Source organism: Natronococcus pandeyae (assembly GCF_008122205.1).
Lineage (GTDB): Archaea > Halobacteriota > Halobacteria > Halobacteriales > Natrialbaceae > Natronococcus > Natronococcus pandeyae.
Map to the genome: position 1 here is coordinate 366,614 of NZ_PHNJ01000003.1, position 26,488 is coordinate 393,101.

The 26,488-nt window shown below is 65.6% G+C and carries 30 protein-coding genes; 17 read left to right on the top strand and 13 right to left on the bottom strand.

Annotated elements, in window-relative coordinates; genetic code table 11:
- The first annotated feature begins 264 nt into the window (after window positions 1-264).
- Entirely contained in the window at window positions 265-915 is a 651-nt protein-coding gene (locus CV102_RS08470; protein WP_148857458.1) for a hypothetical protein, read from the top strand.
- The gene (locus tag CV102_RS08475) at window positions 899-1,423 is read left to right on the top strand and encodes a metal-dependent hydrolase (protein WP_148857459.1); all 525 of its coding nucleotides are present in this window, start codon (window positions 899-901) and stop codon (window positions 1,421-1,423) included. Before CV102_RS08470 ends, CV102_RS08475 begins: the two co-directional genes overlap by 17 nt.
- A 132-nt stretch (window positions 1,424-1,555) precedes the next feature.
- Here the strand turns inward: CV102_RS08475 and CV102_RS08480 are convergent, their stop codons facing one another.
- The 3 genes from CV102_RS08480 to CV102_RS08495 all read right to left on the bottom strand — a co-directional run bounded on the left by CV102_RS08480 (window position 1,556) and on the right by CV102_RS08495 (window position 5,740).
- Window positions 1,556-2,599, bottom strand: a complete 1,044-nt coding sequence (locus CV102_RS08480) for a hypothetical protein (RefSeq protein ID WP_148857460.1) — start codon at window positions 2,597-2,599, stop codon at window positions 1,556-1,558.
- A gap of 360 nt (window positions 2,600-2,959) precedes the next feature.
- Window positions 2,960-4,378 (bottom strand): FAD-dependent oxidoreductase, encoded by a 1,419-nt coding sequence (locus tag CV102_RS08490; RefSeq protein WP_148857461.1) that lies wholly within the window; start codon window positions 4,376-4,378, stop codon window positions 2,960-2,962.
- Window positions 4,379-4,447: 69 nt separating this feature from the next.
- Window positions 4,448-5,740 (bottom strand): TIGR00341 family protein, encoded by a 1,293-nt coding sequence (locus CV102_RS08495; RefSeq protein WP_148857462.1) that lies wholly within the window; start codon window positions 5,738-5,740, stop codon window positions 4,448-4,450.
- 97 nt (window positions 5,741-5,837) lie between these two features.
- Here CV102_RS08495 and CV102_RS08500 point away from each other — a divergent pair, with 97 nt between their 5' ends.
- From CV102_RS08500 to CV102_RS08515, 4 genes are all read left to right on the top strand, one after another.
- Window positions 5,838-6,125, top strand: a complete 288-nt coding sequence (locus CV102_RS08500) for a DUF357 domain-containing protein (protein ID WP_148857463.1) — start codon at window positions 5,838-5,840, stop codon at window positions 6,123-6,125.
- 190 nt (window positions 6,126-6,315) lie between these two features.
- Complete coding sequence (locus tag CV102_RS08505) at window positions 6,316-7,290, top strand: transcription initiation factor IIB (protein ID WP_148857464.1); 975 nt, start codon at window positions 6,316-6,318, stop codon at window positions 7,288-7,290.
- A gap of 98 nt (window positions 7,291-7,388) precedes the next feature.
- Window positions 7,389-7,568, top strand: coding sequence for a DUF7836 family putative zinc-binding protein (locus tag CV102_RS26550; RefSeq protein WP_148857465.1), 180 nt, complete (start codon window positions 7,389-7,391; stop codon window positions 7,566-7,568).
- Between the two features lie 279 nt (window positions 7,569-7,847).
- Window positions 7,848-8,084 carry a UPF0058 family protein gene (locus CV102_RS08515; RefSeq protein ID WP_148857466.1) on the top strand — a complete coding sequence of 79 codons (237 nt, stop codon included), beginning with the start codon at window positions 7,848-7,850 and terminating at the stop codon, window positions 8,082-8,084.
- A 125-nt stretch (window positions 8,085-8,209) separates the two neighbouring features.
- Here CV102_RS08515 and CV102_RS08520 read toward each other — a convergent pair whose 3' ends face one another.
- On the bottom strand, window positions 8,210-8,692 hold the full coding sequence (locus CV102_RS08520) for a DUF555 domain-containing protein (protein WP_148857467.1): 483 nt from the start codon (window positions 8,690-8,692) through the stop codon (window positions 8,210-8,212).
- Window positions 8,693-8,817: 125 nt separating this feature from the next.
- On the opposite strand from CV102_RS08520, the gene CV102_RS08525 reads away from it, so the two are divergent.
- Window positions 8,818-9,720, top strand: coding sequence for a DNA-3-methyladenine glycosylase 2 (locus CV102_RS08525; RefSeq protein ID WP_148857468.1), 903 nt, complete (start codon window positions 8,818-8,820; stop codon window positions 9,718-9,720).
- Window positions 9,721-9,749: 29 nt separating this feature from the next.
- On the opposite strand, the gene CV102_RS08530 is transcribed toward CV102_RS08525, so the two are convergent.
- The gene (locus tag CV102_RS08530; RefSeq protein WP_148857469.1) at window positions 9,750-9,998 is read right to left on the bottom strand and encodes a hypothetical protein; all 249 of its coding nucleotides are present in this window, start codon (window positions 9,996-9,998) and stop codon (window positions 9,750-9,752) included.
- 196 nt (window positions 9,999-10,194) lie between these two features.
- Here CV102_RS08530 and CV102_RS08535 point away from each other — a divergent pair, with 196 nt between their 5' ends.
- A complete protein-coding gene (locus CV102_RS08535; RefSeq protein WP_148857470.1) occupies window positions 10,195-10,473 on the top strand; it encodes an acylphosphatase in 279 nt (92 codons plus the stop codon).
- Window positions 10,474-11,065: 592 nt separating this feature from the next.
- On the opposite strand, the gene CV102_RS08540 is transcribed toward CV102_RS08535, so the two are convergent.
- Window positions 11,066-11,605: a hypothetical protein gene (locus tag CV102_RS08540; protein ID WP_148857471.1), complete on the bottom strand. Its 540-nt coding sequence runs from the start codon at window positions 11,603-11,605 to the stop codon at window positions 11,066-11,068.
- 75 nt (window positions 11,606-11,680) lie between these two features.
- Here CV102_RS08540 and CV102_RS08545 point away from each other — a divergent pair, with 75 nt between their 5' ends.
- Together CV102_RS08545 and moaC are read left to right on the top strand one after the other, a co-directional pair.
- The gene (locus tag CV102_RS08545; protein ID WP_148857472.1) at window positions 11,681-13,108 is read left to right on the top strand and encodes an NAD(P)H-hydrate epimerase; all 1,428 of its coding nucleotides are present in this window, start codon (window positions 11,681-11,683) and stop codon (window positions 13,106-13,108) included.
- Entirely contained in the window at window positions 13,101-13,610 is a 510-nt protein-coding gene (moaC, locus tag CV102_RS08550) for a cyclic pyranopterin monophosphate synthase MoaC (protein ID WP_187432897.1), read from the top strand. Before CV102_RS08545 ends, moaC begins: the two co-directional genes overlap by 8 nt.
- Window positions 13,611-13,667: 57 nt before the next feature.
- On the opposite strand, the gene CV102_RS08555 is transcribed toward moaC, so the two are convergent.
- The 6 genes from CV102_RS08555 to CV102_RS08580 form a co-directional block, all read right to left on the bottom strand.
- The gene (locus CV102_RS08555) at window positions 13,668-13,859 is read right to left on the bottom strand and encodes a VOC family protein (protein WP_148857473.1); all 192 of its coding nucleotides are present in this window, start codon (window positions 13,857-13,859) and stop codon (window positions 13,668-13,670) included.
- Between the two features lie 101 nt (window positions 13,860-13,960).
- Entirely contained in the window at window positions 13,961-14,704 is a 744-nt protein-coding gene (locus CV102_RS08560) for a 3-oxoacyl-ACP reductase family protein (RefSeq protein WP_148857474.1), read from the bottom strand.
- A 187-nt stretch (window positions 14,705-14,891) separates the two neighbouring features.
- Entirely contained in the window at window positions 14,892-16,502 is a 1,611-nt protein-coding gene (phaC, locus tag CV102_RS08565) for a class III poly(R)-hydroxyalkanoic acid synthase subunit PhaC (protein ID WP_148857563.1), read from the bottom strand.
- Window positions 16,499-17,044 carry a poly(R)-hydroxyalkanoic acid synthase subunit PhaE gene (locus CV102_RS08570; protein WP_148857475.1) on the bottom strand — a complete coding sequence of 182 codons (546 nt, stop codon included), beginning with the start codon at window positions 17,042-17,044 and terminating at the stop codon, window positions 16,499-16,501. The genes phaC and CV102_RS08570 overlap by 4 nt, the downstream gene beginning before the upstream one ends.
- A gap of 42 nt (window positions 17,045-17,086) precedes the next feature.
- On the bottom strand, window positions 17,087-17,572 hold the full coding sequence (locus tag CV102_RS08575; RefSeq protein ID WP_148857476.1) for a hypothetical protein: 486 nt from the start codon (window positions 17,570-17,572) through the stop codon (window positions 17,087-17,089).
- A 2-nt stretch (window positions 17,573-17,574) separates the two neighbouring features.
- Window positions 17,575-17,889: an AbrB/MazE/SpoVT family DNA-binding domain-containing protein gene (locus CV102_RS08580; RefSeq protein WP_148857477.1), complete on the bottom strand. Its 315-nt coding sequence runs from the start codon at window positions 17,887-17,889 to the stop codon at window positions 17,575-17,577.
- Window positions 17,890-18,122: 233 nt separating this feature from the next.
- Here CV102_RS08580 and CV102_RS08585 point away from each other — a divergent pair, with 233 nt between their 5' ends.
- The 7 genes from CV102_RS08585 (at window position 18,123) to cdd (ending at window position 26,013) form a co-directional block, all read left to right on the top strand.
- Window positions 18,123-18,758, top strand: coding sequence for a MaoC family dehydratase (locus CV102_RS08585; protein ID WP_148857478.1), 636 nt, complete (start codon window positions 18,123-18,125; stop codon window positions 18,756-18,758).
- 198 nt (window positions 18,759-18,956) lie between these two features.
- The gene (locus CV102_RS08590; protein ID WP_148857479.1) at window positions 18,957-20,327 is read left to right on the top strand and encodes a phosphomannomutase; all 1,371 of its coding nucleotides are present in this window, start codon (window positions 18,957-18,959) and stop codon (window positions 20,325-20,327) included.
- 172 nt (window positions 20,328-20,499) lie between these two features.
- Window positions 20,500-21,552: a BMP family lipoprotein gene (locus CV102_RS08595; RefSeq protein WP_148857480.1), complete on the top strand. Its 1,053-nt coding sequence runs from the start codon at window positions 20,500-20,502 to the stop codon at window positions 21,550-21,552.
- Window positions 21,553-21,557: 5 nt separating this feature from the next.
- Entirely contained in the window at window positions 21,558-23,186 is a 1,629-nt protein-coding gene (locus CV102_RS08600) for an ABC transporter ATP-binding protein (RefSeq protein WP_148857481.1), read from the top strand.
- A complete protein-coding gene (locus CV102_RS08605) occupies window positions 23,186-24,412 on the top strand; it encodes an ABC transporter permease (RefSeq protein WP_148857482.1) in 1,227 nt (408 codons plus the stop codon). Before CV102_RS08600 ends, CV102_RS08605 begins: the two co-directional genes overlap by 1 nt.
- A complete protein-coding gene (locus tag CV102_RS08610; RefSeq protein ID WP_148857483.1) occupies window positions 24,405-25,472 on the top strand; it encodes an ABC transporter permease in 1,068 nt (355 codons plus the stop codon). Before CV102_RS08605 ends, CV102_RS08610 begins: the two co-directional genes overlap by 8 nt.
- 148 nt (window positions 25,473-25,620) lie before the next feature.
- Complete coding sequence (gene cdd, locus CV102_RS08615) at window positions 25,621-26,013, top strand: cytidine deaminase (RefSeq protein WP_187432898.1); 393 nt, start codon at window positions 25,621-25,623, stop codon at window positions 26,011-26,013.
- 33 nt (window positions 26,014-26,046) lie between these two features.
- Here the strand turns inward: cdd and CV102_RS08620 are convergent, their stop codons facing one another.
- Entirely contained in the window at window positions 26,047-26,484 is a 438-nt protein-coding gene (locus tag CV102_RS08620; protein WP_148857485.1) for a DUF488 domain-containing protein, read from the bottom strand.
- Between the last annotated feature and the right edge of the window lie 4 nt (window positions 26,485-26,488).

Below are 26,488 nucleotides of genomic sequence, written 5' to 3' on the forward strand. Positions count from 1 at the left end.
CGGGATGGCGACGATCACCGTGGGGAGAAACTACGGGCCCGAAGATATCGACGTCGCGGAGCTCCACGACGTGTTCTCCATCCTCGAGTCCCCCCATCTGGAGAGACCGGGCTTCGCCGAGTAAGGTGAGGCCTGGAGGCTCGTCGAAGAGGGCGACACGGAACGCGACGGCGAGTAGGTCGACGCCAGCTTTCGAACCGACCGACCGCGTCGCGATCTCCCGAAACAGAACACCTTTGCCGAAGTTTCTCCTTCCTCGAGAGGATGACACGGGAACCGTTCGGCCAGCTCGGTCGCGCCGTCGCGATCGGCGTCCTCCTCGCGGCCCTCGTCGGACTCACGGTCTGGGCGGGCGCGTTACCCGTCACCCCCATGGAGAGCGAGGTGCCGACTGAGGTCGAGGTCACGCCCGATCGCGAGGCCTACGTCGGCGAGCAGGTGGTCCTCGGCGGCTTCGTCGTCGACACCGACCCCGTCGTGCTCGCGACGTGGTCGAGCGGCGACGGCCGGTTCACTCTCGTCGACGCCGACCGGCACGTCCAGAACGCGGACGAGCCGCTCGAGACCGGCGACCGCATGTCCGCCTACGGGACGCTCGAGGACGAGGAAACGCTCGCCGTCGAGCGCGCGACGGTCCAGCAGCCCTCCGAGACGCGGTACATGGTGATCGTCTCGCTGCTCGGCGGCCTCTGGGTCGCCGGCCGGCTCGTCCGCGACTGGCGCTTCGACCTCGAGCGACTCGCGTTCGTTCCGCGCGAGCCGGCGCGCCCGAGCAAGGAGAACGGAGATGACGATACCGAAGACGACCGCGAACGAGCCGCGGCCGCTCGGGGTTCTCACGCGCGAGCGCGCGCTAAACCCGCTTCCGAGAGCCAGGGCGACGGCCGCTCGAGCGGAGGTGAGCGCCGTGGCTGACGTCCTGACCCACATTCTCGTGGGTTACGTGATCGGAATGGCGCTCTCGTTTCGGTACGAGTGGATGCGACCGGCCCACGTCACGCTGGTCATGCTCGGCGCGCTCTCGCCGGACTTCGCAAAGGCCGACCTGTTCGTTTCCGACTGGGTCGTCCACTCGCTGCTGGGGATTCCGTTCTCCTGGTCGGCGCTGCACACGCTCGGCGGGACGGTCGTCGTCGTGCTCCTCGTCTCGCTGCTGATCGCTCCCGAGCACCGCTGGCACGCGGCCGCGCTGATCGCGCTCGGCGCCGCCTCGCACCACGTCCTGGACGTCGCGCTCATGACGTCGACGGGGCAGGCCTACGCCGTCTTCTGGCCGGTCACCGAGTATCGGCCGCCGGCGGGCGGGCTCTACCTGAGCACCGACCGGTGGCCAGCGCTCGTCTCCGGAGCTCTCGCAGCGCTCGTCTGGGGGATCGACCGGTACCGTCGCGACGGGGACGACGGTTCGCCGTCGCTCGAGTGATTTCGGACGCCGCTCTTTCTCTCCAGTCTCTCCTCGCCAGCGAGCCGTCGACTGCGACTAGTCACGACGGGGCCGAAACTGCTGGCTCGAGACGAACTCGAGACGAATCGAGGTGGAGACGAAAACGGTTCGTCAAGCCTGTTCGTCGGTGACGTCCTCTTCCCAGGTCGCCGACGCGGTGACCCGGCCGTCGTCGACCTCGATCGTCGCCTCGGCGGCCGAGGTCCCGAGCACGCCCTCGAGTTCGTCCTCGTCGGCCGCCAGGTCGTCGCCGAGCGCGGCGAACGCGCCGGTAGCGCCGTCGTCCTCGAGGTCGAGCGAGCTGCAGACGCCGGTCGCGCCCTCGAGGTGGTCGAACTCCGCGCCGTCCGTGGCCTCCTCGTCGTCTGCGTCGTCGGCGTAGCCGCCGAAGGCGAGCTGGCCGTGGCCCGCCTCCTCGAGCAGCCACTCCACGTCGGGCTCTGCGTCGGCCGCGCCGTCGCCCTCGCGGGCCTCGATCGGTCCGCGAACCAGCTCCGCGGCGTCGACATCGTCGTCGCTCGCGAAGACGATCGCCTCCTCGCTGACGGCGAGCACGTCGGGACCCATCGCGTCCTCGTCGCCCTCGACCGGCTCGTATCGGGCGAAGTCGCCGATCTCGCCGCGCTGTTCGTGCTCGCGCTCCATGGCGAACACGTCGTCCGGCACGGTAGTCAGTTCGCCGGCGATCTCCTCGGTATCGATCTCGCCGGCGAGGACGAGCGCGTCGTTCACCCAGAGGATCTCCTCGACGTTCGTCTCGAAATCGTCGGCGGCGGGCTCGTCTTCGTCGTCCGCGTCCTCGTCCGGCTGAACGAGTCCCATCAGGCCGGTACCCCAGAGACCGAAGCCGGCACCCACGATGCCAACGAACGCGCCGAGCATCGGGTAGGCGATCATCGCGTCCTCGTGGTCGCCCCAGTCGTCGGCATCCTCGTCTCCCTCCTCCGGATCCGGATCGTCCAGCGCCTCGAGCGCCGCCCAGTCGACGTACGCGAAGACGACGTCGTCGTCCGCGTCCAGGTGGAGCCAGGTCGCGTACGCGGGCACCTCGCCGTCGTCGAGGCCGACCGTCTCGAGACAGCCTGCGGTGGTGCCGACCGCGGCGGCTGCCGCCGCGCCGGTGAGTTTGAGCAGGTTCCGTCGATGCAGTGTCATCTCCGAACCTGTTTCGAGAACTGAATAATGGGTCTTCTGTATTTGAGCACGGACTCACCGCGATCCGCCCACTACGCACACGTCACTCGAGCACACCACTAACCAGCACCCCGAAGCCACCGTACCGACCACACAGCGGTGTGACACGGCCATCGCCGGACGGCAAGGGGCCACGATCAGGGACCGCGAACGAATCGCGAAAGCGCTCGCGATCGGCTTCGCCGGCGCGATCCTGATCGCCGTCGGCTTCGTCGCGGTCTTCGACGACCTCTTTCTCGGCGCGTCGTCGAGACTCACGTTCGGCGTCGTGATCGCGGCGCTGGTCGCCAATCGCTGGGAAGAACGAGCGAACGAAAACAGCTAGTCGTCGGCCGCGGCCGCCTCGGTTTCGGCGGTCGAGTCGGCTCGCTCCAGATCCTCGAGGTACTCGTCGACGTCGAGGGCGGCTTTTGACCCCATCCCGGCGGCCGTCACGGCCTGCTGGTAGTGGTAGTCGACGACGTCGCCGGCGCCGAAGATGCCGGGGACGTCGGTCTCGGTCTGACCGCCACCGTCGCCGCCCTGGGTGCGGAGGTAGCCCTCGGCGTCCATCGTGACGCCGGTACCCTCGAGGTAGTCGGTGTTCGGCGTGTGACCGATGGCGAAGAAGACGGCGCCGACGTCGAACTCGAACTCGTTGGTCTCGGGGTCGTCGAGCCGGTCGGTCGGATGCCCCTGCTCGTTCTCGACCAGCGTGACGTAGTCGACGCCCTCCTCCTGGGAGCCGTGGATCTCGGTCAGTTCGGTGTTCTTCATGATCTCGATCTCGCCCTCTTCGACCTTCTCGTGGACGCGGTCGATCCAGTACTGTTCGGCGCGGAACTCCTCGCGCCGGTGGGCGATGTAGACGGTATCGGCGAACTTCGTGAGGAAGGTCGCTTCCTCCATGGCGGCGTCGCCGCCGCCGACGACGAGCATGTCCTCGTCGCGGAAGAACGCGCCGTCACAGGTCGCACACGTCGAGAGCCCGTATCCCATCAGCTCCTCCTCGCCGGGGATGCCGAGCGTGCGGGCGCTCGCACCCGAGGCGGCGATGATGGCGTCGGCGATGTAGACGTCGCCGTTCGTCAGTTCGACGCGGAACAGGTGGGAGTCGGCGTCGCCGGATCCGGACGGGGTCTGGGTCGCAGCCGAGTCCGAGTCGACGCGTTCGACGGAGTCGACGATCCCGTTCTCGAGTTCGGCCCCGAACTGCTTGGCCTGCTCTTTCATGTTGTTCACGAGTTCGGGACCGCTGATCCCCTCCGGGAAGCCGGGGTAGTTCGCGACGTCGGTCGTCAGCGTCAACTGGCCGCCGGGTTCGTCGCCCTCGATGACCAGTGGATCGTTGTCACCGCGGCCGGCGTAGATCGCGGCGGTGAGGCCGGCGATACCGGTGCCGGCGATGATCAGCTTCCGGTGTTCGACCGCTTCGGCGGCTGCGCCGCCTTCGTCTCGATGCCCCGTCGGCGCATCGCTCTCCCCGCCGTCGGTGACGAGACCGAGTTTCTCGTCGAGTTCGCCCGTCTCCTCGAGCGCGCTGGTCTCGTCCCAGCCGCCGATCAGGTCGCCGTCGACGAACACCTCGGGAGCGGTCTTGCGACCGTCGGCCCGCTCGACCATCTCCTCGAGCAGGTCGTCGTCTCCGGTAACGTTGTACGTCTCGTACTCGACACCCTTGCTGTCGAAGAGGTCCTTCGCCTTCTCACAATAGGGGCACTCCTCCTTGGTATAAATCTCGACGCGGGGCTGTTCGCTCATACCCCTCTGTTGGGAAACTGCGCCTAAACCCCTTGCGTTCTCGGCACCGGTCGGGGCTTACGACGCCGTCTAGCCGTCCGAAGCCGCCCCCTCGACGAACTCGAGGATGACGGCGATATCGTGATCGGTCCGCTCCTCGAGGGAGTGCTCCATGGTCGAGGCGAGCTCCGGATACGGCGCGTCTGCCGGGCGGCGAACGGCGATCGTCACCCCCGTTTCGTCGGCGACCATTCCGCCGTCGTAGAACTCCGTCTGGAGTTCGACTAGCTCGAGTTGCTCGTGGTCGTCGTCGTCGAGCACCGACCTGACCTCCTCGTTGACCTCGTTTTCGAAGGCGACGTGCTGTCCGAGGACGAGTCCGGCGCCGGCCAGGACGACCATACTAACGAGCACCATGACAGCAACCGCGCCGAGTCGGTCCTGGGTGAGATTCGCCCGGAGGTTTCCTGGGTCCCACTCGTCGGGTCGGTAGCCGAGATACCAGAAGACGGCGAGGCCGGCGAGCAGGATCGACGTGGCGTTGACTGCAACCAGAACGAACGCGCCGAGTGCGACACTGACGTTGCCCCAGGCGATGCCGATACCGACCGCCGCGGCCGCCGGGATGAGCGCTGCGGCGATCATCACGCCGACCAGCGAGACGGGGATCGCCGTTGCGAGACCGAAGGCGCCTGCAGCACCGGCAGAGACGCCGACGACGAGTGCGAGTAGCCCCGGTGAAATCCGGTTTTGGACCTGCTCGATGGCCGTGATGTCGATGGTGCCCGGAACGACCCCGCCCGATCGAACCAGCCAGGCGAACGCGAACGCACCGAGCATGGCGACGACGAGTCCGACCACCATCGAGAAGACGCCGTCGAAGAACATCCGGCGATCGTCGAGAACGAGGCCGACGGTCCCGGTCATCGCCGCGCTGATTTGCGGTGCGATCACCATCGACCCGACGACGATCGCCGGCGAGTCGAGCAACAGCCCCGCGGTCGCGACGATCGCACTCAGCAGGGTCATCACGTAGTAGGTGACCCGGCCCGGCGTCATGTTCAGCGCCTTGGTTCGGATCTCCTCGTGGGAGATGCTGTCGTCTTCCTCGTGACCGTTGACGAAGCGGTCCTCGAGTTCCTCGATCCGTGGCGTGCGTGCAGTTTCGATCGACGAGACGACGATGAACTCGTCCTCGATGCCGGTCTCTCGAAGCGACGTCAGCACGTGTTCGACGGCCTGGGTCGGAACCGGGATCGTGACGAGTTCGGCGTCGGGGTTACTGCACTCGCTGGTCCGGACGTAGTCGAGTTGCTCGTCGTCGAGCACTCGCAGTGCGTCGTCCCGTCTCTCGTTGGGAACGAGCACCTGAAGTAATCGCATTCTACGGTGATCTCCCACCCACGGTAAAATGTGTACTGTTGTTCTCTCGGCGGCCGTCTGACGACGCACTTACGGTCGCGACCGACGAGCGTCGAATATGACTGCAGATCTCGAAGAGAAGACGGATCGGTACGGCGAGTTGCTCACGGAGGCGCTCGAGGCGGCGTCGGTCGCGCCACCGGCGGGAACGCCGATGGCCGACGCGGCCGAGGACTGCTACGAGATGGCGGCGTCCTATCTCGAGGATGGGCGACACTTTCGTGAACAGGACGACCTCGTCAACGCGCTCGCGTCGTTCTCGTACGGTCACGCGTGGCTCGATGCGGGTGCCCGAGTCGGTCTCTTCGATGTCCCGACCGACGGCCACCTGTTCACAGTCGCGTAGATCGATCGACGCCGCCTACGATCACGATTAATCACCATGTAACCGAAACATATATAACAGAAATACCGGCCTGTTTATAAAGAAGGCGAAACATTTATATGGCTTACGGTGTAACTATATGTTAGCCGAGGCGACCGGGTTTCTTCTGGTTACCCCACCCGGGAGCCCCGAGTAACCATCCCGATACACCATGACTGATTCAAATCTCCGAACGTACACGAGGGAGAACGAGACAGAGGAAGAGACGACCTCGCAAGCGGACGAGCGAGAGCAGTGTCCGGAGTGCGGTGGCCGAGTAATCTCCGACGCCGAGCACGCCGAGACGGTCTGTGAAGACTGCGGTCTCGTCGTCGAAGAAGACGAGATCGACCGCGGTCCCGAGTGGCGAGCGTTCGACGCCGCCGAGAAGGACGAGAAATCCCGCGTTGGTGCCCCGACGACCAACATGATGCACGACCAGGGGCTCTCGACCAACATCGGCTGGCAGGACAAGGACGCCTACGGCAAGTCGCTCTCGAGCCGCCAGCGCCAGAAGATGCAGCGTCTGCGCACCTGGAACGAGCGCTTCCGCACCCGCGACTCGAAGGAGCGCAACCTGAAGCAGGCCCTCGGCGAGATCGACCGGATGGCCAGCGCGCTCGGCCTCCCGGAGAACGTCCGCGAGACCGCGTCGGTCATCTACCGCCGCGCCCTCGAGGAGGATCTCCTTCCGGGTCGGTCGATCGAGGGCGTCGCGACGTCGTCGCTGTACGCCGCGGCCCGCCAGGCCGGCACCCCGCGCAGTCTCGACGAGATCTCGGCGGTCAGCCGCGTCGACAAGATGGAGCTAACCCGAACCTACCGGTACATCATCCGGGAACTCGGCCTCGAGGTCCAGCCCGCGGACCCCGAGAACTACGTCCCGCGGTTCGTCAGCGACCTCGACCTCTCCGACGAGACCGAGCGGATGGCCCGCGACCTGCTCGACTCGGCCCGCGAAGAGGGCGTCCACAGCGGCAAGTCCCCCGTCGGCCTCGCCGCCGCGGCCGTCTACGCAGCCGCGCTGCTGACCAACGAGAAGGTCACTCAGAACGACGTCAGCGAGGTCGCCAGCATCTCCGAGGTCACCATCCGAAACCGCTACAAGGAGCTGCTCGAGGCGTCCGACTCGGCAGCACCGGCCTAACGAAGCGGTTGGCTACTCGGGGACTCGTGCCGTCTTTTGCCGATACCTGGAATACGACTGCGACAAAGTTTTTCAACTCCTGTGTGAAACGGTGTGGCATGGACGAAACGACCGTTCAATTGTTGTGTCCCGAGTGTGCAAAAGACTGGCAGGTCTCTCCTGGCGAACTTCCGTCCTCCACCGAAATGTTCCACTGCCCGAACTGTCACGCCTCTCGTCGGACCGCGGAGTTCACGCGGACCGACCGGGATCTCCAGACGCTGAAGCAACTCGGATAACGGTTCACTACCGCTTTTTCGCCCGCTGTTTCCGCTCCGTCTCGTTCACGTAATAACGACGGTTTAACTACCCTGAATTTGTATGTCACAAGTTGGGTAGAAACGACGGGTTATAGCCGAAACCAGCCCTTATCTCCGCCACAGTCGAGTGGTTTCAACCCTGTAAGCAGCCCCTTCGATCCGTTCGGTGTGGTGACAGGCAGTTGATTCGACACGGGTCGCGTGCTAACGCGACTCAAGATAATAATATAACCCTGCAGTGGATAGGAATGGATGGTTATGAAGAAGCAGGAGCTCATTCACCTTCACGGCCTTCTCGCCGAGGTATCGAACCAGTGCGCGGAGTGGAACGGTTGTCAGATTGACCTTGAAGAGTACGAGTCGCGTGGTATTCGACCGACATCGATCCACAAATCGAAAACTGATCACAAGGCTGCCGTATTCGACCTCGCCGGCGGAATCACGACGAACATGCGCGAGGACGAGCAGGAAGCCGTCGCCGCTACCGCAGACTAATTGTCACGAAGTCTCCTTCGATCATTACCTGGACACTGGCGAGACTGAATCTCGATGTATCCGGTTCGAAACGAACGCTGAGCTCCTGAACTGGATCGAACTGAACGAAAACGGAACGTATCGAACTACTCGACCAGATCCTCGAACTCCGGCAGGATCTCGTCGTCCTCGTCGTCAGACTCCCCGTCAGCGTCGGTTTCGGACGTCTCCTCGTCCGCCGTCGACTCCGAACTCTCGCTCTCCGTTTCGGCCTCGTCCTCGTCGGATTCCTCGTCTTCGATCGTCTCGACTTCGACGACCTCGAGCGGGATGTTCTCGAGGCGCTGACCGATCTCCTTGCGTGCGATACGCGAGGCGTGTTCCTCGCGCTCGACGTTGAAAACGGTCATCTCTAGCTCGAGTGCGACGAGCGCCTCGTCCGCCGCGATGAACGCCGGCGGGAGTTCCTCGCCTGACGGTGAGGTACGCTCGCCCATGTTGATCTCGACGTAGTTCAGATCAGGGTTCAACATTTCGCCCGTTTTCGAGATGGCGATACGGATGGCCTCGTCTTCCGTTTCCACGTCGAATACCGGCACGGCAGCTTCGACGACAACCCTGCAGTGCATACGCAAGCATACTGCCGCCTACAGTATGAAGGTTCGCCCCGTGGTGTGAGAGACCACCGTGAACTGGCCCAGTTCGTGTTTCCGGTCCGAAAGGCCCAAGCCGTCGCTCGCGAAGGCTCGCACAGATGGAGACCGGCGCAATTTCACTCGACGATCTGTCCGGTGGACTCGATCTGTACCGCACGCTAGAGAGCGGTCAGAGCTACCTCTGGCGGCGGACGGACGGCGAGATGTACGGCGGCACGCCGGCACCCGACGAGTGGTACTACACCGTCGTCGACGATCCGGAAACCCCATCCTCCCGCGCCGTCGTCCGCGTTCGCAGTCGAGACGGACGGCTCGAGTGGGAGTCGACGGTCGACGCCGACCCCCTCGTTCGCCGGCTGTTGCGCCTCGACGACGATCTCGAGGCCATCGTCGCGGCCGCGCCGGACGATCCGCTGCTGGACGAAGCCTACGAGGCCCACCGCGGGATGCGGCTGGTCGACGATCCGCCGTTCGGAACGCTGATCTCTTTTATTTGTTCGGCCCAGATGCGCGTCGACCGCATTCACGGGATGGTCTCGACGCTGGCTCGCGAGTACGGTGACGCCGTCTCGTTCGACGGCGAGACCTACCACGCGTTCCCGACGCCGGCCCAGCTCGCGACGGCGACCGAAGGCGAACTTCGCGAGCTCGGGCTCGGCTATCGAGCACCGTACGTCGTTCGAACTGCGAAGATGGTCGCCGAGGGCGAGGCCCACCCTGCCGAGGCTCGCGACCTGGAGTACGAGGAGGCCCGCGACTACCTGACGCGGTTCGTCGGCGTCGGCGACAAGGTAGCCGACTGCATCTTGCTGTTCTCGCTGGGTTTCGACGAGGCCGTCCCGCTCGACACCTGGCTCAAGACGGCGGTCGAGGACCACTACCCCGACTGCGACTGCGGCTCGTACGCGGCGACCTCGCGCGCGCTCCGGGAACAGTTCGGCGGCGAGTACGCCGGCTACACACAGACGTACGTCTTCCACCACCTCCGAACCGCCGACTGATCCTGCCGCGCGGTTCGGTCGAAATTGGTTTACTCGGCGTAATCGTCCCGCCCGGTAACGCCCCAGTACGCCTGTGAAACGATCGTAATCGTAAAGATGACCGCGAGTCCGCCGGCGACGTAGATCGCGGCCGTCGATCCCAGCAGGTAGAACGTGAGCGCACTCGCCGCGAGGACGAACACGATCGAGCCGACGAACAGTTCGAACAGTTCGCGGACCGTCGCACGGCTGCTCGAGACCTCGAGATACGCTTCCTCGAAGCGGTCGATGGGTCCCATCAGCGATATCCCTCCGTGACGATCCCGTCAGCGTCCGGCCGATCGAAGGCGACCAGGGGCCTATCGCGGTACCGTCCCATTGTATCGTCGACGTTCGGGCTCGAGGGTTCTCCCGTTATCGGTTCTCCGCCGCGGCGGGCGGCCCCACCGCCGGGAGACGGCTGGATTTTTGCCGGTCGCCGGTGACGGCTCGCATATGACCGATCGCACTCGTGCACACGTTTTCGTCTCGGGCAAGGTACAGGGCGTCTACTACCGCGCGACGACCCGCGACACGGCTCGCGAGGCGGGCGTCGACGGCTGGGTCAAGAACCTCGAGGACGGCCGCGTCGAAGCGGTCTTCGAGGGGCCGGAAGACGCCGTCGAGTCGATGGTCGAGTTCTGCCACGAGGGCAGTCCCGCGGCCGACGTCGAGGACGTCGCAGTCGAGTACGAGGAGCCACAGGGTGAGGACGGCTTCGAGATTCAGTACTGAGACACCTCCGACGACTCTCCCAGGAGACTCGTAGCACGGCTTCGGTATTCAGAATCGAATGCGGAATTGAAATGCTCGATTCGGTACGCGTATGGAGAACGGAACGTTCCTGTCGCGTCTGCAACTCCGATCAACCACTGCTGGGTGGGACTGAAAGGGGCCAGAGGCTTTCGCGATAATAACGACAGTGGCACGTCCTACGACAGTAACGCGTCCTACGACAGTAGCACGTCCTACGACAGTAGCACGTCCTGCTCGCACGAACACAGGGGGTCGCCACGTCCTCCCCAGCCGATTCGCTCACTCGCGGGCTCACGGCCGCCGGCCGTTCTCCTGTCCGCGGCGCTCCGCGCCGCGCTCCGCTCGCTCATCCACCGGAAGACGCGCCGCGTCTTCCAAGCCTTCGCTCGTTCCACTCGCGAAGACCTCGCACGATGTCGTCGCCGGCCCTCGCTTGCGCTCGGTCCGGCCGACAGCACGCGCCACCGCAACGAAGGGTGGTCGGTCCACGGTGAAACCAACGTCCACCTGTACTGAACGCGAGGTTCACGCGGGGTTCTGCATCCCGAAATCGTCTTTCCAACTACCGCGACTACTGGTTCGTCGTCGATTCGACGTCTGCAGCGTCCTCGCAGTCGATGTCGACCTCGAGGTACTCGGCGAGCCACGACGGCTCCTCGGTGTGGGCCCAGGTAGCCCACTCGGCCTTTTCGCCCGCGTAGTAGGCCCGGTAGGCGGCGACCGGGTTGTCCGGCCGCTTGTACTCCTCGGGCATCGCCTGCGGACGGGGGGTCGGCTCGTCGGCAGGGAACTCGATCGTCTCGGGCTCGATCTGCTCGATTACCTGCCAACTCGCGTGGTCCGTCTCCTTCTCGTAGCGCTCGACGAACTCGGCGTTGAGCGCCTGGGCGTGGTCGCGCAGTCGGAGCCAGTTCGCCCGCGACTCGGCCGCCCACCGCGTGACCGGATGGCCGGTGTGCGTCGACGCGTAGAGGAACTCGGCTTCGTGTCCGTTCTCACGGGCCGCGGTACAGAGCACCTGTGCGGCCTCGAGCAGCAGTTTGTTGACGTGCTCGTCGCAGTGGTAGTGCGCCGCGAGCCGCGGGTCCTCGTCGAGCCAAAAGACGTTCACGACCGTAGTAGGGCCGCGAGTCGATTGAGCGTTTCGTCCGCAATCTTCAACGGTGGCCCCGTCGAAGCCACGGCCATGATCACAGGCGAGCGGATGGCTGCCGTCGACGAGAACGCCGACGCTCTCGGCGTCCCGCGAAAGCAGCTGATGGAGTCGAGCGGACACGCGGTCGCACGCGTCGTCCGCGAGGTCGCCGAACCGGACTCGAGCGTCGCGGTCGTCGCGGGCCGCGGGAACAACGGCGGGGACGCATTCGTCGCCGCGCGGTTTCTGGACGACTATTCGGTGACGACCCTCCTGCTCGGCCGAGCGGACGCGATCGGCACCGAGATCGCCCGCGAGAACTGGGAGGCTCTCCAGCACGCGGGTTACGAGACGCGAGAGATCGCGGACTCGAGTCAGTTCGAGCTACCCGACTGCGACGTCGTCGTCGACGCGATGCTCGGCACCGGCATCAGTGGCGACCTCCGCGAGCCGGCCGCGACCGCGGCCGAGGCGATCAACACGGCCGACGCGACCGTCGTGGCGGTCGACGTTCCCTCCGGGTTCGACGCCGACGAGGGCGACGTCGCCGAGAACGCCGTCGAGGCCGACCACGTCGTCACCTTCCACGACACGAAACCCGGGCTCGAGGACCTCGACGCCGAACTCGCGGTCGCCGACATCGGCATTCCCGCCGCGGCCGAGCGAGACGTCGGCCCCGGAGACGTCTCCCTGGCCCGACCCGACGGGCGCGAGGGTCGACCCTACGTCATCGGCGGCGGCCCCTACACCGGCGCCCCGGCGCTGGCCGCACAGGCCGCCTTGCGGGCCGGCGCGGAGCTCTCCTTTGTCGCCGCGCCGGACGTCGTCGCCGGCGAGATCCAGAGCTACGCCGAGGACCTCATCGTCCAGCCCTACGAGACCGACGTGCTCACGCCTGACGTGGCCGAGGACCTCCTCGAGACCGCCGAGGAGTACGACAACGTCGTCGTCATCGGCCCCGGCCTCGGCACCGACGACGAGACCCTCGAGGCGGCCCGGCAGTTCCTCTCGTCGTACACCGGTCAGGCGGTCGTCGACGCGGACGCCCTCGCGGTCGTCCCGGAGATCGAGACCGACGCGACGCTGCTCTGTACGCCCAATCGCGGCGAACTCGCGCGGATGGGCGGGCCGGACACCGACGACCTGGCCGCGGTCGCGGACGAGATCGAGGCGTTCGCGGCCGACCTCGGACACGTCGTCCTCGCGAAGGGGGCGAACGACGTGATCACCGACGGCGAGCAAACCCGGATCAGCCGCTCGGGAACGCCGGGGATGGCCGTCGGCGGCACCGGCGACACGCTCGCCGGCATCGTCGCCGCGCTGCTCGAGTACGCCGAACCGATGGACGCCGCGGCGGCGGGAGCCCACGTCAACGGCCTCGCGGGCGAACGGCTGGCCGAGACGGACGAGTTCGGCTTCCTCGCCTCGGAGTTGCTCGGGGAGATTCCCGCGGTGCTCTGGGGTGATAGCGATGAGTGAGGACGGGCGCGAGGACGAGTACGGCGGCGCCGAGGAGCTCACACACACGACCGACGAGGGCGACGTCCAGATGGTCGACGTCGGCAACAAACCGGACAGCGAGCGACGAGCGGTCGCCGCGGGCGAGATCCGCCTCCAGCCGTCGACGATCGAGGCGATCGGCGAGAGCGAGATCGGGAAGGGCGACGTGCTCGCGACGGCCCGCGTCGGCGCGATCCAGGCCGTCAAACACACCTGGGAGACGATCCCGATGTGTCACCAGATCCCGATCACGAACGTCGACACCGAGTTCGACCTCCGCGACGATCGGATCGAACTCGAGGTGGGCGTCGAGACCACCGGCAAAACGGGCTGCGAGATGGAGGCCCTCGAGGGCGTCACGACGGGGCTGAACGTCGTCTGGGACATGGTCAAGGCCGTCGAGAAGGACGCGGACGGCCAGTATCCGGAGACGGGAATCGAGAACGTCCGCGTGCTCGAGAAGGAGAAACAGGAACGCTGAGCCGTCTGAGCCGTCGACCGGTCGGTCCGGCGCCGTGCGAGCCGCGTCGCGGCTGCCTCACTCGAGGTGCTCGAGCAGTTCGATCCTGACCCCGCTCGGGCTCTCGAAGAACGCGATCTTCAGATCGCCGAAGACGGCCGGCTCCATGAGGATCGAGACGTCGTTCTCGAACGCCGCGAGGGCGGCCTCGACGTCGTCGACGTCCGGCACTTTCAGCGCGACGTGGAAGAACGCGTTCGGGCTTACCATACCGGACCGGTTTCGGCTCCTCGAGCACGATACTGCGTTCGAACGGCGCTGACCGTCGGTGCGGTTCGCCGGCGGATGGCTCTACCGGCAATCGGACGGGATCAGAGGTCCATCCCGCCGTTGACGTCGATCACTTCGCCGGTGACGTACGAGGACTCCTTGCTCGCGAGGAACCGCACGACTGCGGCGATATCTTCGACCTCCGCCAGGCGCTCGAGCGGGATGCCCGCGATGATGCGATCGAGAACGTGGTCGGGAACGCTCTCGACCATGTCGGTCCGGGTGAAGCCAGGTGCGACGCAGTTGGCCGTCGACCCACCCTGGGCGAACTCGAGCGCGATCGTTCGGGTGAAGCCGAACATTCCACTTTTGGCGGTGGCGTAGTTGGCCTGGCCGAAGTTCCCCTGTTTGCCGACGACGCTCGAGATGTTGATGAGTCGCCCCTCTTCGGCGTTCCAGATGTCGTCGTAGAACGTCTGGGTACAGTTGAACATCCCGCCGAGATTGACGTCCATCACCCGATCCCACTCTTCGCGGGTCATCTCGGTGAACTGCTTGTCGGCGGTGATGCCGGCGTTGTTCACCAGGACGTCGGCCGGGCCGAACGCCTCGTGGCAGACGTCGCGCATGTGCTCAACTTCGTCGGGATCCGAAACGTCGGCCTGCGCTGTAACGGCCTGTCCGCCCATCGTCTCGATCGCGTCGACGGCCTCCTGTGCGGCCCCCTCCGACGATCGGTAGTTGATGACGACGTTGGCGCCCTCCTCGCCAAGGCGTTCCGCGATCCCGCGTCCGATCCCACGTGCCGAGCCTGTGATGACACAGGTGCGTCCGTCCATGGACATCGTTATCGAACGTTCCACGTCCGATGGTATATAACGACCTGTTAGTATACAAAACATGTTCCCGAAGCGTACACTCTTGGCCCCGTCCCTTCTCGAGCCGTCTCACAGCGCGTCCTCGAGTCGCGTCACGCTGCGTCACAAAAACCGTTCGAAGTGACGCCACAGGAGTCGAACTCTCGACTGTCGGTTACCGCTGCTGGGCCTGTTCGATCCAGTCTTCGATTCGGGTCGGGGGGATCCCCGTTTCGGCGGCGAGTTCCGCAGTGTCGGCGGACGCGAGTTGGTCGAACGTCTCGACGCCGGCCGTGGCGAGTTCGTCGGCGTACGCCTGTCCGACGCCGTTCAGTTCGGTGAAATCGTCGGTTTCAGAGTCGATCGCCGACGAGACGCTCTCGTCGGTGACCTCTTCGGCGATCTCTTCGTCGACGTTCATCTCGCCCGGTTCGGCGGGCTCTTCCTGGATGTCGTCCTCGCTGCGCTCGACGATCTCTTCGTCCGACCGGTCTGCGCCGTGATTATCGCTCGTCTCGGCTTCGATATCGGTATCGGCTCCGGAACTCGCTTCGTCCGTTTCGACGGTCGTACCCTCCTCCGAGAGGTCTTCCGGGCCCGACTCGTCGCCCTCGACGTCTTCGGCGAGAGCGGCGTCAGACTGCTCGGGATCGGGCGTCTCCGGTTCGGCCGCTTCGGCACCGACGGCCTCGCCGTCCTCTCCGTTCGACCGCGCTTCGAACCACTCGCAGACGTCGGGCCAGAGTTCGGCGTGGCTCCGCGAGGAGACGGACATGCCGATGTGACCCGTCGGGAACTCCATGATCTCGGTATCGTCGGACGAGACCGCCTCGTTGAACGGCTTGGACGCCTCCGGCGGGATGAGGTGGTCGTACTCCGCGACGATCTGGAGGACGGGCATGTCGATGTTGGTGACGTCGACGTGCTTGCCGTCGAGTTCGAGTTCGTTCTGGACCAGTTTGTTCTCCTGGTAGATGTCCTCGATGAACTCCTCGTAGGCGACGCCCGCGACGTCGATCCCCTCGTCGAGCCAGCGCTCCATCCGGGCGAAGTTCTCGACGAAGTCCTCGTCCTCCATGTTGTCGTAAAATCGGACGTACTTCGTCACGTTGTTCGCGACGGGATCCATCAGCGCGAAGCCGACGTCCAAGAACTCCGCCGGAACGTTGTCGAACGTCTCGGTGACTCTCTCCGGATCGTAGTAGTCTTCGGCACCCCAGAGTTCGAGGACGCCGCCTTCGCCGGTGAAACAGAGACCTGCTGCCATCAGTGCGAGGTTCTCGACCTTCTCGGGTTCGAGGGCGGCGTACATGGCCGACATCGTTCCGCCCATGCAGTAGCCGAGGATGTTGATCGCGTCCTGCCCCGAGCGCTCGCGAACCTCGTCGACGCAGTTGTCGATGTACCGGTTGACGTAGTCGTCGAGCGAGAGCGAGCGATCGAGCGTCGAGGGCTCGCCCCAGTCGATCATGTAGACGTCGAATCCGGCCTCGAGCAGCGTCTGGACCACCGAGCGGTCGGGCTGGAGGTCGAGGATGTACGGCTTGTTGATCAGCGCGTAGACGACGAGGATCGGGACGTCGTGTTGCTCCTCGGTCTGGGCCTCGTAGTGGAGGAGTTCGAGTTTGTTCTCCTCGTAAACGACTTCGCTCGGCGTCTGCCCGACCTCGGTGTTCTCGATGGTCTCGGTTCGATCGGGGGCGACCCGCGTCTTCTCGGCGAGGTCGGCAGCGCCCTCCCAGGCCTGGCGCTGCATCTCCAGGACGGTCGTATACGGGTTCATTATTGCTCCTCGAGGTGGTCGAGAACGCGGTCGAGTTTTTGCTCGACGGCGTGCTGACGGCGCTCGAGTTCGACGAGTCGGTCGCCGACCTCGACGACGTCGCTTTCGGTCGCGAAGCCGAGCATGTGCAGCGTCTCCTCGGCGGCCTCGTCGGCCTGCTGCTGGAGTTCCAGTACGTCGCCGACGGTCTCGCCGGTCATCTTCGCGAAGGCGGTCGTCGACATGACCTCCTTGAACGCCTCGTTGGCCGTGTTGAGCCAGACGTCGCGGAACTCCTCGAGTTCGACGTCCTCGCCCTCGAGCGTGTCGTTCATCCGGTCGACCATCTGCTGGGAGGCGTTCATCCACGTCTCGTAGGCTCGAGCGTAGCCCTCGACCCCTTCGGAGATCTCCTCCTCTTCGGTCATCTCACCGACGGTCTCGGACCAGCTTTCGACGAACCGGGCCTGGGCTTCCATGTTGTCCTCGAGCGCGTCGAGGAACTGCTCGTTCCACTGTTCGGCGAATGCGTTCCAGTTCTGTGACTGGGGCTGTGAGTCTGTCATTGGGGGAAAATTTGGGTCGTGTGAACAAAAGGCTGTGGTCGATTACGCGGAGACGTCGAACTCGTCGGCGGCGTCCTCGACGTTCTCGGCGACGACCGACGCGTTCTGCTCGACCTGTTCGTGGGCCTCGAGTGCGGCGTCGAAGGAGCTGTCGACGACGTTGGAGTAGCTGGCGGCGAACTCGTCGTAGGCGGCCTCGGACTCCTCGAGTGCGTCGGCGACGGACTGGAGCGACTCGGTCTGGGCCTCGGTCGCGGAGTCGACGCTCTCGTCGACGATCTCACGGAACGCGTCCATGTCCGTGCTCTCCTCGGGCAGCGAGGCCTCCAGAGCGTCGAGGTAGGCGTGAACGGCGCCCTTGGTGAGGTCGGCGTTGGATTCGACGACATCGCTCGAGGAGTCGATGGCGTCGACGAAGGCGCTGAACGACGTCTTCTGGGCCTCGAGGGCGTCGTGGGTGAGGGTCTGGCTCTGTTCGATTGCGGTGCGCTGTGCGTCGAAGACTGCGGTGAATGGGTTCTGTGTCATGGTTATTGATCTCGGTTGCGTTTGACGGGGACGACGATCGTCTGGACGATGTCGCCCTCCTCGATGTCGAGGGCATCCCGCTCCGGTTCGGGAATGCTGATCCGACCGCCGCTCTGGACGCGAGCCTTGAACGTCGCCGTACCCATGTTCATGGGACCGAAGTTCGACGCGTTCTGAAGTGGGTTCGCGGAACTCGCCTGCATCAACTGTTTCAGCATCTCCTGCTGGGATTCAGCGACCTGCTCTCCGGCATCCTGCATCTGCTCGGCGAACATCGCTGGCGGAAACCAGGGCGATCGGTCGGAGTCTTCCGTCATCATCCCAACCAACGCTCTCGTCGCTAATAAGCGTTTCCGCTGAATACCACTGAATGTCACTAGATGGTATTCAATGTATGTGGTCCCCGGGACTGTCGACTCCGCGACCGATTGTCGGCCCTCGTACCCTCGAGTGAGTGGTTCAACCGAGTTTTACCGGCATCAACTGCCGGTAACTTCGAATTAGTCCATCCAAAGGAGTCATAACCTCCTCACTCCTATGCCGTCACAAGATGTCACACCAGAACGCCGGTGAGAACGGTTTTTCCACCCTGGCAAACGTCTGGTCGGCAACGACCCGTGCTCTCCTCGAGAACGCGACCGCAGCGAACCGCGCCGTTGTCTCCGCGATGGATTCGACCGAGACGAGCGGCGGATCGAACGCCGAGACGACGGACGCGGCTCTCCCGTCGCTCGAGTACTCCGACGTCGACTGGGAGTTCGACCGCAGCGTCAGCGATCCGGCGAACCTCGGCGCCGGCGACACGGTCACCTTCGAGAAGGCGATCTCCGAGGAAGACGTTCGCGCGTTCGCGGAGATCAGCGGTGACACGAATCGTCTCCACCTCGACGAAGCGTTCGCTGCCGACACCCGCTTCGGCGAGCGTATCGTCCACGGGACGCTGGTCTCCGGACTCATCAGCGCCGCCCTGGCCCGCCTGCCCGGTCTCACGATCTACCTCTCGCAGGACCTCGAGTTCGCCGGTCCGGTCGGCATCGGTGATCGCGTCTCCGCTCGCGTCGAAATCCTCGAGGATCTCGGCAACGACCAGTACCGACTCGAGACGGTGGTTCGCGACGAGAACGACGACACGACGGTCGTCGACGGTGAGGCCGTCGTCCTGATCGACGACCTGCCCGAGGCGTAGTCGACTCGCCGGACGGTTCCCGCTTTTCCATCGCGTCGCGGACCGAACGTCGGGCAGTATAATACTGCCAGACAGAACTATTCGAAGATCGGTCGCTCGAACTCGGTCGTCACCGCTGGTGACGGCTGGAATTTCGCGACCGACCTCTCACTGACTTCTGTCCGACAGTATAAGTAGCTCCTCGCGGAACGGGCCACCATGACATTGTTCGGGACCGCTGGGATCCGCGGCCCAGTCGAGGAAGTATCGCCGTCGCTCGCCCTCGCCGTTGGCCAGGCCGCCGGCGAACCGGGGACGACGTTCGTCGTCGGACGCGACGGCCGAGAGACGGGACCGGCGCTCGCGGCGGCGATGGAAGCCGGCCTCGAGAGCGCGGGCGCCGACGTCCAGCGCGCCGGCCAGCTGCCGACGCCGGCACTCGCCTTCGCCTCGCGCGGCCGTCGAGGCGTCATGCTCACCGCGAGTCACAACCCGCCGAGCGACAACGGGATCAAACTCTTCGTCGACGGCGTCGAGTACGACAGCGAAGCCGAGAGCCTGATCGACGAACAGGTCGCCGCCGAGTCCTCCGGACTCGCGTCGTGGCAGGAGTGGGGCCACTCGACCACTGCCGACGTCCTCGAGCAGTACCGCGACGCCGTCGAGAACTACGTTCGCACTCGATTCGATGAGCGGGCACACCCGCTGGCGGGACTGTCGGTCGCGGTCGACTGCGGCAACGGGGTGGGAGCGCTCGCGACCCCACAGGTCCTCGACGACCTCGGCGCCGAGGTCGTCGCCGTCAACGCGAACGTCGACGGCTACTTCTCCGGACGCGACAGCAAGCCGACGCCGGAGACGCTGACGGAGTTCAGCGACTTCCTCGTGGAAAGCGCGTTCGACCTCGGATTGGCCCACGACGGCGACGCCGACCGCCTCGTCGTGCTCACGCCCGACGGCGAGGTCATCCACGAGGACACCGTCCTCGCCCTCGTCGCAGCCCACTACACCGAGGAAAGCGAGGTCGACGATCCCGTGGTCGTCACCACGCCGAACGCCTCGGCCCGAATCGACGAGCAGGTCCGCGAGGCGGGCGGGCGCGTCGAACGCGTTCGACTCGGCTCGCTTCACGAGGGCATCGCCAGAGAACGTTCTCGTGGCGGCGAGGAGACGACGGTCGTTTTCGCGGCCGAGCCCTGGAAACACATCCACACCGCCTTCGGCGGCTGGATCGACGGCGTCACGAGCGCCGCCGTCGTCGCCGCGCTCACCGCTGAGGCGGGCGACACCGCGACGCTTCGGGAACCCGTCACCGAGCGACCCTACCGGAAGGTGAGCATCGACTGTCCCGACCGGCTCAAAGCCGACGCGATGGCCGCACTCGAGACCGACCTCCCCGACGCGTTTCCGGATGCGGCCGTCGACACGAATTACGGCGTTCGCCTCGAGTTCGAGGACGCCTCCTGGATACTCGTTCGACCGAGCGGCACCGAACCGTACGTCCGGCTCTACGCCGAGAGCGACGAGGTCGACGACCTGGCCACAGAGGGACGAACCGTCGTCGAGCGGGCGATCGACTCGATCCGATAGCTCGAGTCGGTCACTCGGGTCCGGCCGAACGATCGATGAGTTGCCAATTACTCAACTCGTATGCGTTTATTATTATTGCTATGAAGTCTGATAGCTTCTACAATGCACGATCGTCCAGTCAGGAGGTTCGAATCCGCATCATTTAACCCAGCCTCGTGCACACACCATTATCATGGTGCGTGATAGACGGACGTTCTTGTACAGCACGGGTGTGGCCGGTCTCGCGGCGCTTGCCGGTTGCGTCGGCGGGTTCGACGAGGGAGGAGAGGGTGAAGATAGCAACGTCGGCATGGTCTACGCGACCGGCGGGCTGGGCGACGACTCGTTCAACGACATGGCCCAACAGGGCGTCCTGCAGGCCGAAGAGGAGTTCGGCGTCTCGTTCGACGAGGCCGAACCGGACTCCGTCGGCGAGTTCGACGGCGCACAGCGGAGTTTCGCCGACTCCGGCGACTACGATCTGGTCAGCTGTATCGGCTTCGCCCAGGAGGACGCGCTCGTCGGGAACGCCGAGGAGTACCCCGATCAGAACTTCATGATCGTCGATACGGTCGTCGAGGCGGACAACGTCCGCAGCTACGTCTTCGACGAGCCCGCGGGTTCGTTCCTCGTCGGGACCCTCGCGGGCCTGCTGACGGATACCGAGTTCGCGGCCGGCGACGGCGAGACCAACCCCGACGAGTCGGTCGTCGGCTTCGTCGGCGGTGCGGAGTCGCCGCTGATCGAGTCGTTCCACGCCGGCTTCGAGGCCGGCGTCGAACACGCCAACCCGGACGCGGAGGTTCTCTCGAGCTACGTCGGTGACTTCAACGACACCGCAGGCGGCCAGGAGACGGCGCGCTCGATGTACGAGTCCGGCGCGGACGTCGTCTTCCACGCCGCGGGCCGGACGGGAATCGGCGTCTTCCAGGCCGCCGAATCCGAGGGCCGGTTCGCGATCGGCGTCGACGACGACCAGTCCGTGAGCCAGGAGGATTACGCGGACGTCATTCTCTCGAGTATGGTCAAGCGCGTGGACGAGGCGGTGTTCACCGCGATCGAGTCCGTCATCGACGACGCCTTCGAGGGCGGTGAAGTCGAGGAGCTCGGCCTCGAGGACGACGCGGTCGAGAACGTCTACGGGGAGTCGATCGGCGACGAGATTCCGGACGAGATCACCGAGGAGGTCGAATCGACCCGACAGCAGATCATCGACGGGGAGATCGAGGTTCCGGACGAGCTGTGAGTGCTATGAGTGATCCGGGTACAGCCACGGAGCGCGGTGGACGACCGAACGCGGAGCTCGCCGTCCACCTCGACGGGATCACGAAGCGGTTCCCCGGCGTCGTCGCGAACGACGACGTCGACCTCCGCGTCGAGCGCGGGAGCGTTCACGCGCTGCTGGGCGAGAACGGGGCCGGCAAGACGACGCTGATGAACGTCCTCTACGGACTCTACGAGCCCACCGAGGGCCGCGTCGTCGTCGACGGCGAGGAGCGGTCGTTCGACAGGCCGCGGGACGCGATCGACGCGGGCGTCGGCATGATCCACCAGCACTTCATGCTGGTCGACACGATGACCGTCGCCGAAAACATCGCGCTCGGCAGCGAGCCGCGAAAGTGGTGGGGACTGGCGGTCGACCACGACCGCATCGACCGCGAGATCGAGGACCTCTGTGACCGCTACGGGTTCTCGGTCGACCCGTCGGCGACGGTCGACGAACTGAGCGTCGGTGCCCAGCAGCGCGTCGAGATCCTGAAGGCGCTATACCGCGGTGCCGACGTGCTCATCCTCGACGAGCCGACGGCCGTGCTGACGCCCCAGGAGGTCGAAGACCTCTACGGCGTCCTCGAGGAGCTCACCGACCAGGGGAAGACGATCATCTTCATCACCCACAAGCTCGGTGAGGCGATGCACGCGGCCGACGCGATCACCGCCCTTCGGGACGGGAAGTCGGTCGGGACGGTCGAGCCGGACGAGACCACCCGCGAGGAGCTCGCCGAACTCATGGTCGGCCGCGAGGTCCTTCTCGAGGCCGACAGCGAACCGGTCGACGCCGGTCGACCGATCCTCTCGGCGTCGGGGCTGACCGTCGAGGGCAACCGCGGGGTCGAACTCGTCTCCGACATCGACATCGAGGTTCACGCCGGCGAAATCTTCGGCATCGCAGGTGTCGACGGGAACGGACAGAGCGAGCTGATCGACGCGATCACGGGGCTCCGAACGCCCGACGAGGGGACGGTCCACTTCGACGGGGAGAACGTAACGTCCTGGTCGCGGCGCCGCCGGATCGACGCCGGCATGGCACACGTTCCGGAGGACCGCCACGAGCAGGGACTCGTCATGCCGTTCGATCTCGTCGAGAACGCCGTCCTCGGCAGTCAGCGGTCGGCGCGGTTCGCCACTAACGGCCGCATCGACTGGGACGGCGTTCGCGACCACGCGGAGGACGTCATCCAGACCTACGACGTCCGACCGCCGGACGCCGACGCCGACGCCGAATCCTTCTCCGGCGGCAACCAACAGAAGTTCATCGTCGGCCGCGAACTCGAGCGCGATCCGGAGCTCGTCGTCGCGACTCATCCGACGCGGGGCGTCGATATCGGCTCGACCGAGTTCATCCACGATCGGCTCCTCGAACTCCGTCGGGAGGGGAAGGCGGTCCTGCTCGTCTCCTCGAAGCTCGACGAGGTGCAGGCGCTGTCCGACCGACTCGCCGTCATTTACGAGGGTGAGTTCGTCGACGTGACCGATCCCGACGCGGTCACCGAGGAGGAGCTCGGCCTGCTCATGGCCGGCGAACGCCCGGACGAAACCGACGCTCGCGGTCGCGAGTCGACGGTCGACGTCGACAAACCCGCCGACGGGGGTGAGCGCTGATGCGGGACGATATCGAGCGCCTGCTCGACCGACTCGTCCACGCGTCGGTCGTCGAGCGCGTCGTTATCAGCGTCGCGGCGCTGTTCGCGGCGATCCTGGTCGGCGGCGTTCTCGTCTTCGTCTCCGGGGGCTTCGCATCCTGCCGGGCGGGGCTCGATCTCGCGGGCGCCACCTTCTGTTACAACCCGATGCAGGTCTACTACGAGCTGTTCCTCGGCTCGCTGGGCCACCCACTCGGGGGCGACTGGACTCCGATGAACTACAGCCTCGCGACGACGCTCCGCCAGACGACTCTGCTGATCTTTGCCGGACTCTCCGTCGCCGTCGCGTTTCGGGCGGGCCTGTTCAACATCGGAACGCAGGGACAGCTGATCGTCGGCGGCATGCTGACCGCGGTGACGGTCCTGTTCGCGGCCTCGTACGTCCCCGGCGGCTTCGTCGGCACCGCGCTCCTGGTACCGATCGGCGTCCTCGCGGGCGCGGTCGGCGGCGGCTTTTACGGCGCGATTCCGGGGGCGCTCAAGGCGTACGCGAACGCGAACGAAGTAATTACGACGATCATGCTCAACTTTATCGCGATCGGCGTCACGTCGACGCTGCTCTCCTGGCGGTTCCAGGATCCGGACAGCGCCAACCCCCAGACCCGTCCAGTGCCGGAGTACGCCGAGATCCCGAACCTGCCGTTCGTTGGCTTCAGCGGACGGATGGACTTCTCGCTGCTCGCGCTCGGCTTCGCGATCGCGCTCATGATCGCCGTCGCCTGGCTGCTCGCCCGCACCTCGTTCGGCTACGAGCTCCGGACGAGCGGTACACAGCCCGAGGCGGCGGCCTACGGTGGCGTCGACGAGAAGCGCATGACCGTCGCGAGCATGACACTCTCGGGGGCGCTCGGCGGCGTCGCCGGCGCCTTCTGGGTGCTGATGCAACACGGTTACTGGCTCGAGAACGTGCCGCCGCTCGGCTTCGACGGTATCGCCGTTTCGATCCTCGCGGGGAACAATCCGCTCGGGGTCGGCTTCGCGGCGCTGCTCTTCGGCATTCTCTCGAGTGGCGCGAACTCGATCAACACCGCCACGGACGTGCCGCCAGAACTCGTCGGCATCCTCTCGGGGCTCATCATCCTTTTCGTCGCGATGCCCGAGTTCTTCCGGATGATCGGCCGCCGGTACGTCGACGTCGGCGACCCCGCACCCGTCCGGGCCGACGGAGGTGAGGCCGATGATTGACGACATCGATCGTCGTACCGTCCTCGGTATCCTCGGCGCGCTCACCGCGCTCTGGATCGTCGCGGGCCTCGTCTTTCCCGACTCGTGGGCGGGCGTCCTGCTCTCGATCACGGCCAGTCCGAGCACGCACACGGCGATGCTTCGCCTCGCCGTTCCCATCGCGCTGGCCGCGCTCGGCGGGATCTTCGCCGAGAAGAGCGGCGTGATCAACATCGGGCTCGAGGGGCTGCTCATCGTCTCGGCGTTCTCGGCCATCATCGTGACGTTCTGGCTGGGATCGGGCGAGTCGACGATGCTGCTCTCTCACCACTGGTGGGGCTTCGCGGTTGGCGTCCTCGCGAGCACCCTCTTCGCGCTGATCTTCGCCATCGTCTGCATCGACTTCAAAGCCGACCAGATCATCGCGGGGCTCGCAGTCTGGCTGATCGCGCTCGGACTCGCTCCGTTCGCCTCCCGGATCGTCTTCGACAGCCCGAACACCGCCGGCGTCGGACGATTCCAGAACGTGACGATCCCGGTGCTGTCGGAGATCCCGTTCTTCGGCTACCTGCTGTTCGACACGCCGCCGCAGGTGTACCTCATGCTCGGGGCCACCGCCGTGGGCTGGTACCTGCTCAACCGGACGGCGTTCGGCCGCTGGGTCGTCGCCAGCGGCGAGAACCCGAAGGCGCTCGACACGGCGGGCGTCGACGTTCGCAAGGTGCGCTACGCCGCGGTGGTGCTCTCTGGCGTCTTCGCGGGCCTCGGCGGGGCCGGCTTCGCGCTCGGCCAACTCGGCACGTTCGCCGGCGGCGGCGAGACGGCCATCGGCGGCCGCGGCTTCATCGCCATCGCGACCTATCTCTTCGCGAACTACCACCCGATCGGCGCGCTCGGCGGCTCGTTCCTCTTCGCGGGGCTCGAGGCGCTCCAGATTCAGCTCCAGAACCTCGGCTACGCGGTTCCAACGGAGCTCATCCGGACGATCCCGTACGTGACGGTGATCGTCGTCCTCGTCTTCGTCGGCAAGACCCGGCTGCCGGAGGCGGCCGGCGAGGCCTACGACAGCGACGAGGACTGATACGGACCGCTGTGAGTCATTTCCGGAGCAACCGCAGGACGGCTCGCGGTTGCCCCGGTAAACAGTTACAGCGGACCGTCTGAGCGGTCGATCGCTCCCGTCCGCGTCGGGTCGGTGCCTTCTTGGATCGCATCGACGTATCGTGTCCATGAACGAACTGATCGACGCCGCCCGCGAAATCCAGTCGCAGGCTCACATTCCCTACTCCGAGTATCCGGTCGGTGCCGCCCTCGAGACGACCGACGGGGAGGTATTCGTCGGCTGTAACCTCGAGAACGCGAACTTCAGCAACAGCCTTCACGCCGAGGAGGTCGCCATCGCCGAGGCGGTCAAGGAGGGCCACCGCGACTTCGAACGGATCGCCGTCAGCTCCGGCCGCCGAGACGGCGTCACGCCCTGTGGGATGTGCCGGCAGACGCTCTCGGAGTTCTGCGACGAGGACCTCGTCGTGCTCTGTGACGAGGGTGAGGACGAACCGGTTTCGGAGTACACGCTCGGAGAACTGCTGCCGGATACGATCACGCAAGAAACGCTCGAGTAGCGGACGCAAAGGCCCGAGGAACGCGCCGACGGTTCAGTTTCCGGTGCGTTCCTCGAGTCGATCCCGCAGAATCGTCCGGTGACACCGCTTCTTCTCGGTGTTCTCGTAGCAGACCAGCGCCAGCGACTCGCCGGACGCGAGGCGATCCGCGAGAGACTCGAGCGCCGACTGTGCCTCCGTCGAGTCCTCGAGATGGCGCCGGTACTGCTCGCCGAACTCGACCTGCTCCCACGCGGCGTTGTGCGCGCCCTCCTCACAGAGCCCCTGCATCTTCAGCTCGTCTTCGGTCTGCCGGATCGACTCGAGCACGTCGGCAGGCGGGCCGAGTTCGGGGACGTTCTCGTCGACGGCCGCGTGGAACCACGGCGTCGGACTGCGGACGACGCCGACCAGCGTCGCGTCCGGCGGTAGATCGGCCAGATCGTGCTGTAGCGCGGCCACGTACGTGTCCGTGAGCGTGGCGTCTCCCATGGTC